The organism is Teichococcus aerofrigidensis, from assembly GCF_054073225.1.
In genome coordinates this window covers 1-9,691 of sequence record NZ_JBSXMU010000117.1, presented here as the reverse complement: position 1 = coordinate 9,691, position 9,691 = coordinate 1, and the positions used below count along the sequence as shown (strand labels likewise).

Genomic DNA, 9,691 nt, shown 5'->3' with positions numbered 1-9,691 from the left:
GGCCTGCAGCGCCGCCTCGGCGCGGGCGCGGGAGGCGGGCGGCAGCCCGGCCATCAGCTCGCGCAGGCGCAGCACGTTGAGCGCGGCCCGCAGGTCGGCCAGCTCGGTCAGGCGCACGGTCTGCGCGTCGGCGGCCGAGAGGCGGGCGGCCAGGGCCTCGAAGCGGTCCAGCATGACGCCGAGGATGCGGCGCAGGTCGGCGGGCGCATGGCCCTCGGCGAGCCGGGCGAGGTCGCGCCGGTCGGCCGCCACCAGCCGGCCGACGCGCCAGGACACGCCGAAGGAGCGGACCAGCCGGGTGATCGCCAGCGCCAGGACCAGGCCGCCCAGCGTGGCGAGGCCGCCATCGACGTAGCCGGCGAAGTCGGCGCTGTAGGTCTCCTGCAGGGTCATGACCGCCGGCACGGTGGCGGCCACCGAAAGGGCCATGGCGGTCATCGCCGGCTGGGCGATGAGCGCGCCGGCGATCAGGTAGGTCGGCGTCAGGACCAGCAGCAGCAGCGGGAAGCCGTCGATCCGCGGCAGCACGGCGAAAAGATAGAAGCCGGCGATCAGCACGGCGAGGGCGGCGCCGAGGATGAACTTGCGCAGCGCCGGCGCGGGGTCGTCGAGCTGCGCGAAGATGCACAGGGCGACGGCGCTCATCATCGCCAGGCTGGAGCCGTGCGCCCAGCCGCTGACGATCCAGACGGCGCAGCCCGCCAGGGTGGCGAGGCCGGCGGCCAGGCCCGAGAGGGCGACCAGCAGCGGGTCGAGATGCCCCGGCACCGGCTCCGGCTCGTCGGGGGCCGTCTCCTGCGGCCGCTCGGCCAGGATGCGCTCGGTCAGCAGGCGGCACTCCCGCCAGGCGTCGATCAGCTCGCGCAGCCGCTCCAGGAGGCCCTGGCGCACCAGCGCGGCCCAGGGGGAGAGACCGGGAGAGAGGCCCGAGGAGAGACCGGGGGAGAGACCGGGCGGGGGCGGCGCCTCCTGCATCGCCCGCAGCCGCTCCTCCAGCCGCCGGGCGCCGAGCGTGCGGGCCGGGCCGGCCGGCGCGTCGATGCTCTGCGCCATCCAGTCGGAGATCGCCTGTAGCAGCGGGCGCAGCGCCTCGGCCGCGGCGGGGTCGAGCGCCGCCAGGGTGCGGACGCGCTCGCCGATGGCGGTCAGCAGGGTGGGCAGGGCCCGGGCGCGCTCGTGCAGCCGGGGCAGCCAGAGCAGCTGGGCGCGGCGGTCCGGCGCCTCGTAGCGGGCCTGCAGGAAGAGCAGGCGCAGGGCGGCGCCATCCCGGGCGATGCGGCGCCGCTCCGCGGAGAAGCGATCCGGGTCGTGCTCGCCCGCCAGGCTGTCGGCGCCATAGCGGGCGAGGTCGGCGAGCCAGGCGCGGGTGCCGTCGAGCAGCCTGGGCGTGCCCTGCTTCGGGAAGAGCACGCCGTGCATCAGATAGGCGCAGAGGATGCCGAGGCTGATCTCGATCATGCGCGAGACCGCGGTGTCGAAGACGGTGCCGGGGCTGTCCACGATGGGGAAGCAGATCAGCGCCGCGGTGTAGCCCGAGAGCATGAAGGCGTAGCTGCGCGGGGTCGGGTCGACCATCGAGGCGGCCAGGCAGCCGCCGATCCAGCAGGCCATGACCAGGGCGAAGAGCGCCGGCGCGTCGACCAGGTTGGGCAGCGCCAGGATCGCGAAGACGCCGCCGCCGAGGGTGCCGGCCAGCCGCCAGACCGCCTTGGCGCGCACCGCCCCGGCGAAGGGCTGCGAGACGATGTAGACCGTGGCCATCGCCCAGTAGGGGCGCGGCAGGTCGAGCGAGAAGGCGATGAACAGGGCCAGCGCCGCCGCGGCGAAGCTGCGGGCCGAGAAGAGCCAGTCGGACAGGGAGGGGGCGGTGGGCATCAGTCGCGGCCTTCCGGCGCCGACCCGGGCCCGGCCGAAGCGGCCATGCCGCCGAGCGCCACCCGCATGCCGTCCAGCACGCGGAGGGCCGCGGCCAGGTCCTGCGGCGCGGCGCCGCCCAGCAGCCGCAGGCGCAGGGCGCCGAGGCGGCGATCCGCCTCGCCGGCGGCGGCGACGCCGGCGGGGGTCAGGTGCATCAGCCGGGCGCGGCGGTCGGCGGGGTCGGCCAGGCGCTCGACGCGGCCGGCCTCGCCGAGCTGGTCCAGCAGCCGCACCAGCGAAGGCTGCTCGATCCCCAGCGCCTGGGCCAGCTCGTGCTGGCGGCAGGGCGCGCCGACACGGGCGCGGAGCAGCAGCAGCGGGGCCGCGGTGGCCTGGGTGAGCCCGAGCGGCGCCAGGCAGAGGTCGGCCTCCCGGCGCCAGGCGCGGCCGATGACCTGGAAATGGCCGCCGAAGCGGCGGAGAGCCTCCAGCGACGGCAGGGGGGGCGGGGCGGGCATGGCGGGCAGATAGAAACCTCATCATTAGGATGCAAAGGAATTTGCCATCATCGCCGCCGATGCCGGCTATCGGCGTCCGGGATAACCCCGGGGGAAGGCGGAAGCGGCGGCCGCGGCGGGCGCAGGCGAGCCATGCGCGGCGCGGGGCGAGGACTCCGCTGGACTCTCCCGGCCCGGCCCGGTATAGGCGCGCCTCCGCCGCATCCCGCCCGTGGCGCGCGCCGTTGCGCGCCCGGATTGTTGCGGCGTTTTTCTCAGGGACGCGGGAGGCCCGGCCCCAGCCTATCGGGGACAGCCGTCAGCACCGCGCGCCTCTGAACGCACAGAGGAACGAGTCATGGCGAAGAAGATCGTCGGCTATATCAAGCTGCAGATCCCCGCCGGCAAGGCGAACCCCTCGCCGCCGGTCGGCCCCGCGCTGGGTCAGCGCGGCCTGAACATCATGCAGTTCGTCAAGGAGTTCAACGCGGCGACGCAGCAGATGGAGCCCGGCACGCCGACGCCGGTCGTCATCACCGCGTATTCCGACCGCACCTTCTCCTTCGTCACCAAGACGCCCCCGAACACCTATTTCCTGCTGAAGGCGGCCAAGCTCGAGAAGGGCAGCCAGACCCCGGGCAAGGGTGGCGTGATCGGCCGCGTGACCAAGTCGCAGCTGCGCGAGATCGCCGCGACCAAGATGAAGGACATGAACGCCAACGACGTCGAGGCCGCCGTGCGCATGCTGGCCGGCTCCGCCCGCTCGATGGGCATGTCCGTGGTGGAGGGCTGATCCATGGCCAAGCAGGGTAAGCGCCTGAAGGCGATCTATGCCGGTCTGGACCGCGACAAGCTGTTCGCGCTGCCGGAGGCGATCGCGACGGTGAAGTCGAGCGCCAAGGCGAAGTTCGACGAGACGGTCGAGATCTCGATGAACCTCGGCATCGACCCGCGCCACGCCGACCAGATGGTCCGCTCCATGGTCTCCCTGCCGCACGGCACGGGCAAGACCGTGCGCGTCGGCGTCTTCGCCCGTGGCCCGAAGGCCGAGGAGGCGAAGGCCGCCGGGGCCGACGTGGTCGGCGCCGAGGATCTGCTGGAGCTGGTCCAGGGCGGCACCATCGAGTTCGACCGCTGCATCGCGACGCCGGACATGATGGGCATCGTCGGCCGCCTCGGTAAGATCCTGGGCCCGCGCGGCCTGATGCCGAACCCGCGCCTCGGCACGGTGACGATGGACGTCAAGGGCGCCGTCGCCGCCGCCAAGGCCGGCCAGGTGGAGTTCCGCGCCGAGAAGGCCGGTATCGTCCACGCCGGCATCGGCAAGGTCTCCTTCTCCGAGGAGCAGCTGGTCGAGAACGCGCGCGCCTTCATCGAGGCGATCCAGCGCGCCAAGCCGACCGGCGCCAAGGGCACCTATGTGAAGAAGGTGGCGGTGTCCTCCTCCATGGGTCCCGGCCTCAAGGTCGACGTCGCCTCCCTGGCGGCCTCGGCCTGATCCGGCGCGGCGGGCTCCCCCGGGGAGCGCGCCGGCCGCAGCGAGATACGCGCGCCGCTCCGGTGGCGCGCGGGCAGGGGGGGGGGGGGGGGCGGCGGCCCCGCCCCACCCGCCCCCGGCCCGGGGGGCCCCCGGGCAGGGGGCCGGTCGAGGCCGGCCCCTGACAACCTGTCCGAGAGCGCATGTGGCCCGCGATGGCGGGCCTTAAGGGGGCGGCCGCCCCGCAGGCGTGAGATGGGGATGCCAGGAGATCTGACCGGCGACGCCTCGCGCTGCCGGCGTGATGGACTTGGTCTTCCGCAGACTCAGACAGGCGAACCGGGGCGAGCCGCCAATCCGGCGGCGAGCCCCCGTGTGAACCGGCCGGGGCCCTTCCAGAAGGCACCGGTCACCGTGTGGAGACGGGAGTTGGATCGTACGGAGAAGCGTGCGTTCGTGGCCTCCCTCGCGGATGTGTTCGCGGATACGTCGTTCGTGCTCGTGGCCCAGAACAAGGGTCTCACGGTCGCGGATGTCAGTGATCTGCGGCGCAGGATGCGGGCGGCGGGCGCGACGTATAAGGTCGCGAAGAACCGGCTGGCCACCCTCGCCCTCGACGGCACCCGCTTCCAGGGCATCTCGCCGCTGCTGAAGGGTCCGACCGCGCTCGCGTGGTCGACGGATCCGGTGGCCGTGGCGAAGACCGCCGTGGAGTTCGCCAAGGGTAACGAGAAGTTCGTGATCCTGGGCGGGGCGATCGGTGAGCAGACCCTGAACGTCGATGGCGTGAAGGCTCTGGCCACCCTTCCCTCGCTCGAAACCCTGCGTGCGCAGCTGTTGGGGCTCATCCAGACCCCCGCGACGCGCATCGCCGGCGTGCTTCAGGCACCCGGCGGGCAGGTGGCCCGGGTGCTGGCGGCTTACGCCAAGAAGGACGAGGCGGCCTAAGCGGCGCCTTTCGCGGAAGACACCCGGGTGGGGAGGGGGGCCGGTCCGGCCCCGCCGCCCGGGGATTGCATTCATCATGCCAAGCGACTATTTGGAAGGATACAAGACATGGCCGATCTCGCGAAGCTGGTTGACGAGCTCTCCAGCCTGACCGTTCTGGAAGCCGCCGAGCTGTCCAAGCTGCTGGAAGAGAAGTGGGGCGTCTCCGCCGCCGCTCCTGTTGCCGTGGCCGCTGCTCCGGCTGCCGGCGGTGGCGCAGCCGCCGCTCCGGCCGAGGAGCAGACCGAGTTCACGGTCGTCCTCGCCGCCTCGGGTGACAAGAAGATCAACGTCATCAAGGAAATCCGCACCATCACCGGTCTGGGCCTGAAGGAGGCCAAGGATCTGGTCGAGGGCGCGCCGAAGACCGTCAAGGAAGGCGTTTCCAAGGACGAGGCCGAGAAGATCAAGAAGGTGCTGGAAGAGAACGGCGCCAAGGTCGAGGTCAAGTGAGTTTTACCGGCCCCTTGCCTTGGCGAGGGGCCGGGCCAGCTTGAGCAAGGTTCGGGCGGGGGCCTCCGGGTTCCTGCCCGCGACTGCGTTTCGCGGGGCCGATCCCGCGTGGCGTGAGGTGGGGTAACCCGCCGGCCGGGGCGATTGGGCCGGAGCGAAGGGAAGCAGGACGGGCATGAACGCAATCACGAAGTCGTTCACCGGGCGGAAGCGCATCCGGAAGTCGTTCGGGCGTCTGCCCGAAGTGGCACCGATGCCGAACCTGATCGACGTGCAGCGGGCCTCCTATGAGACCTTCCTGCAGATGGGGGTCGATCCGGACGCGCGCACGAACACCGGGTTGCAGGAGGTCTTCAAGTCGGTCTTCCCGATCGACGACTTCGCCGGCCGTGGCCGCCTGGAATTCGTCCAGTACGAGCTGGAGGAGCCCAAGTACGACGTCGAGGAATGCATCCAGCGGGGGCTGACCTTCGCCGCCCCGCTCAAGGTGCGTCTGCGCCTCATCGTCTGGGACCTGGACGAGGACACCGGCAGCCGCTCCATCCGCGACATCAAGGAGCAGGATGTCTACATGGGCGACATGCCGCTCATGACGGACAACGGCACCTTCATCATCAACGGCACCGAGCGCGTCATCGTCTCGCAGATGCACCGCTCCCCGGGCGTGTTCTTCGACCACGACAAGGGCAAGACGCACTCCTCGGGCAAGTACCTGTTCGCCGCCCGCGTCATCCCCTATCGCGGCTCCTGGCTCGACTTCGAGTTCGACGCCAAGGACATCTGCTACGTTCGTGTCGACCGGAAGCGCAAGCTGCCCGCCACGACGCTGCTCTATGCTCTGGAATCCGAGCGCACCGAGGCCCTGCGCGCCGAGCGCGGCGAGGCGCTGGAGGCGGGCGAGATCCGCGGCATGGACGCCGAGGAGATCCTCAACACCTTCTATGACCAGGTCGTCTTCAGCCGTGGCGCCAAGGGCTGGAGCCAGCCCTTCGTGCCGGACTCCTTCCGCGGCGTGAAGCTGATCGAGAACCTGGTCGATGCCGAGAGCGGCGAGGTGGTCGCCGAGCGCGACACCAAGCTGACGCCGCGTCTGGCCCGCAAGATCGCCGAGGCCGGCACCAAGGAGGTGCTGGTCAGCCGCGCCGAGCTGCTCGGCCGCTTCGTCGCCGAGGATCTGGTGGACCTCACCACCGGTGAGATCTGGGCCGAGGCGGGCGACGAGCTGACCGAGCCGAAGCTGGCCGCCATCGAGCAGGCCGGGCTTGACACGCTGCCGACGCTGGCGATCGGCCAGAATGTCGGCCCCTGGCTGCGCAACACGCTGGCGGTGGACAAGAACACCTCGCGCGACGAGGCGCTGATGGACATCTACCGGGTGATGCGCCCGGGTGAGCCGCCGACGCCGGAGACCGCCGAGACCCTGTTCCGCGGCCTGTTCTTCGATGCCGAGCGCTACGACCTCTCCACGGTCGGCCGCGTCAAGATGAACATGCGCCTGGGCTTCAGCCTGGACGACGTGCCGGACACGGTGCGCACCCTGCGCAAGCAGGACATCATCGCGACCGTCCGCACCCTGCTGGAGCTGAAGGACGGCAAGGGCCAGATCGACGACATCGACAACCTCGGCAACCGCCGGGTGCGCTCGGTCGGCGAGCTGATGGAGAACCAGTACCGCGTCGGCCTGCTGCGCATGGAGCGCGCGATCAAGGAGCGCATGGGGTCGGTCGATATCGACACCGTCATGCCGCATGACCTGATCAACGCGAAGCCCGCCGCCGCCGCGGTGCGCGAGTTCTTCGGCTCCTCGCAGCTCTCGCAGTTCATGGACCAGACCAACCCGCTGTCCGAGGTGACGCACAAGCGCCGCCTCTCGGCGCTTGGCCCGGGCGGCCTGACGCGCGAGCGCGCCGGCTTCGAGGTGCGCGACGTGCACCCGACGCATTACGGCCGCATCTGCCCGATCGAGACGCCGGAAGGCCCGAACATCGGCCTGATCAACAGCCTCGCCACCTTCGCCAAGGTGAACAAGTACGGCTTCATCGAGACGCCGTACCGCCTGGTGAAGGACGGCAAGATCACCGGCGCGCCCCGCTACCTCTCCGCCATGGAGGAGGAGAAGCTGGTGGTCGCGCAGGCCGACGCCGAGGTCGATGCCGAGACGGGCGAGTTCCGCTCCGACCTCGTCTCCGTCCGCCAGGGCGGCGACTTCCGGCTGGTGAAGCCGGAAGAGGTGACGGCGATCGACGTCTCGCCGAAGCAGCTCGTCTCCGTCGCCGCGGCGCTGATCCCGTTCCTGGAGAACGACGACGCCAACCGCGCGCTGATGGGCTCCAACATGATGCGGCAGGCCGTGCCGCTGGTGCGCTCCGATGCGCCGCTGGTCGGCACCGGCATGGAGGCCGCCGTCGCGCGCGACTCCGGCGCCACCATCGTGGCGCGCCGTGGCGGCGTGGTGGACAGCATCGACGGCGCCCGCATCGTGGTGCGCGCGACGAACGAGGAGGATGGCACCACCCGCGGCGTCGACATCTACCGTCTGCGCAAGTTCCAGCGCTCCAACCAGTCGACCTGCATCAACCAGCGCCCGCTGGTGAAGGTGGGCGACCAGGTGGCGGCCGGCGACATCATCGCCGACGGCCCGTCCACCGAGCTGGGCGAGCTGGCGCTCGGGCGGAACGTGCTCGTCGCCTTCATGCCCTGGAACGGCTACAACTTCGAGGACTCCATCCTGATCAGCGAGCGCATCGCCAAGGATGACGTCTTCACCTCGATCCATATCGAGGAATTCGAGGTGATGGCCCGCGACACCAAGCTGGGCCAGGAGGAGATCACGCGCGACATCCCGAATGTCGGCGAGGAGGCGCTGCGCAACCTCGACGAGGCGGGCATCGTCTATGTCGGCGCCGAGGTGAACCCGGGCGATATCCTGGTCGGCAAGGTGACGCCGAAGGGCGAGAGCCCGATGACGCCGGAGGAGAAGCTGCTCCGCGCCATCTTCGGCGAGAAGGCCTCCGACGTGCGCGACACCTCGCTGCGCCTGCCGCCCGGCACGACCGGCACGGTGGTCGATGTGCGCGTGTTCAACCGCCGCGGCGTCGACAAGGACGAGCGCGCCATGGCGATCGATCGCGCCGAGATCGAGCGTCTGGCGCAGGACCGCGACGACGAGAAGGCGATCCAGGAGCGGAGCTTCCACTCCCGCCTGCGCGAGCGGCTGCTGAACCAGAAGGCCAGCGGCGGCTTCAAGGGCGTGAAGTCGGGCACCGTCATCACCGACGAGGTGCTGGACCAGTTCGCCAAGGCCACCTGGCGCCAGATCGGCGTGCAGGACGACGCCATCATGGTCGAGATCGAGGCGTTGAAGCGCGAGTTCGACGCGGCGGTCGAGAAGCTGCAGAAGCGGTTCGACAGCAAGGTCGAGAAGCTGCAGCGCGGCGATGAGCTGCCGCCCGGCGTGATGAAGATGGTCAAGGTCTTCATCGCGGTGAAGCGGAAGCTTCAGCCAGGCGACAAGATGGCCGGCCGGCATGGCAACAAGGGCGTCGTCTCCCGCGTGGTCCCGGTGGAGGACATGCCCTTCCTGCCGGACGGCACCTCGGTGGATCTGGTGCTGAACCCGCTGGGCGTGCCCTCGCGCATGAACATCGGTCAGATCCTGGAGACGCATCTGGGCTGGGCCTGCGCCAATGTCGGCCGCCAGATCGGCGAGCTGGTGGAGGATTACCGCCGGGTCGGCGCCGCGCGCGACGACCTCCTGGCCAAGCTCCGCGATGTCTATGGCGAAGAGATCTTCGGCCGCGACATCGAGGACATGACCGAGGAGCAGCTGATCGAGCTGGGCGAGAACCTGAAGAAGGGCGTGCCGATCGCGACGCCCGTCTTCGACGGCGCCCGCATCTCCGACATCGAGACGATGCTGGAGAAGGCGGGGATGGACGCCTCCGGCCAGACCACGCTGATCGACGGCCGCTCCGGCGAGCCCTTCGAGCGCAAGGTGACGGTCGGCTACATCTACATGCTGAAGCTGCACCATCTGGTGGACGACAAGATCCACGCCCGCTCCATCGGCCCCTACAGCCTCGTCACCCAGCAGCCGCTGGGCGGCAAGGCGCAGTTCGGCGGCCAGCGCTTCGGCGAGATGGAGGTCTGGGCGCTGGAGGCCTATGGCGCCGCCTATACGCTGCAGGAGATGCTGACGGTGAAGTCGGACGACGTGTCCGGCCGCACCAAGGTCTACGAGGCGATCGTGCGCGATCAGGACAACTTCGAGGCGGGCATTCCGGAATCCTTCAACGTTCTGGTGAAGGAGCTGAAGTCGCTCGGCTTGAACGTCGATCTGGAAAACCGCCCGGCGTGATGCTGCCGCGCGATCAACACCCTTTGCTCAGCCGCGCCGGGGTCACCCCGGCGCGGGGGGGGG

Annotated in this window: 7 protein-coding genes; 5 read left to right on the top strand and 2 right to left on the bottom strand. The window is 70.4% G+C overall.

Translation table 11 applies throughout. The annotated features are described in order from the left end of the window. Together ACVMLK_RS17525 and ACVMLK_RS17520 are read right to left on the bottom strand one after the other, a co-directional pair. Positions 1-1,875 (bottom strand): FUSC family protein (locus ACVMLK_RS17525; protein ID WP_457487133.1); only part of this gene is annotated, 1,875 nt, incomplete at its 3' end. Then, entirely contained in the window at positions 1,875-2,375 is a 501-nt protein-coding gene (locus ACVMLK_RS17520; RefSeq protein WP_457487132.1) for a MarR family winged helix-turn-helix transcriptional regulator, read from the bottom strand. The genes ACVMLK_RS17525 and ACVMLK_RS17520, both read right to left, overlap by 1 nt. 337 nt (positions 2,376-2,712) lie before the next feature. On the opposite strand from ACVMLK_RS17520, the gene rplK reads away from it, so the two are divergent. The 5 genes from rplK to rpoB all read left to right on the top strand — a co-directional run bounded on the left by rplK (position 2,713) and on the right by rpoB (position 9,628). Continuing rightward, entirely contained in the window at positions 2,713-3,147 is a 435-nt protein-coding gene (gene rplK / locus ACVMLK_RS17515) for a 50S ribosomal protein L11 (RefSeq protein WP_198365201.1), read from the top strand. A gap of 3 nt (positions 3,148-3,150) precedes the next feature. After that, positions 3,151-3,852 (top strand): 50S ribosomal protein L1, encoded by a 702-nt coding sequence (gene rplA, locus ACVMLK_RS17510; RefSeq protein ID WP_198365202.1) that lies wholly within the window; start codon positions 3,151-3,153, stop codon positions 3,850-3,852. Between the two features lie 408 nt (positions 3,853-4,260). Beyond that, on the top strand, positions 4,261-4,779 hold the full coding sequence (gene rplJ / locus ACVMLK_RS17505) for a 50S ribosomal protein L10 (RefSeq protein WP_422922513.1): 519 nt from the start codon (positions 4,261-4,263) through the stop codon (positions 4,777-4,779). A gap of 108 nt (positions 4,780-4,887) precedes the next feature. Further along, complete coding sequence (rplL, locus tag ACVMLK_RS17500) at positions 4,888-5,271, top strand: 50S ribosomal protein L7/L12 (RefSeq protein ID WP_198365204.1); 384 nt, start codon at positions 4,888-4,890, stop codon at positions 5,269-5,271. A 175-nt stretch (positions 5,272-5,446) separates the two neighbouring features. Next, positions 5,447-9,628, top strand: a complete 4,182-nt coding sequence (rpoB, locus tag ACVMLK_RS17495; protein ID WP_457487131.1) for a DNA-directed RNA polymerase subunit beta — start codon at positions 5,447-5,449, stop codon at positions 9,626-9,628. The last annotated feature ends 63 nt before the right edge of the window (positions 9,629-9,691 follow it).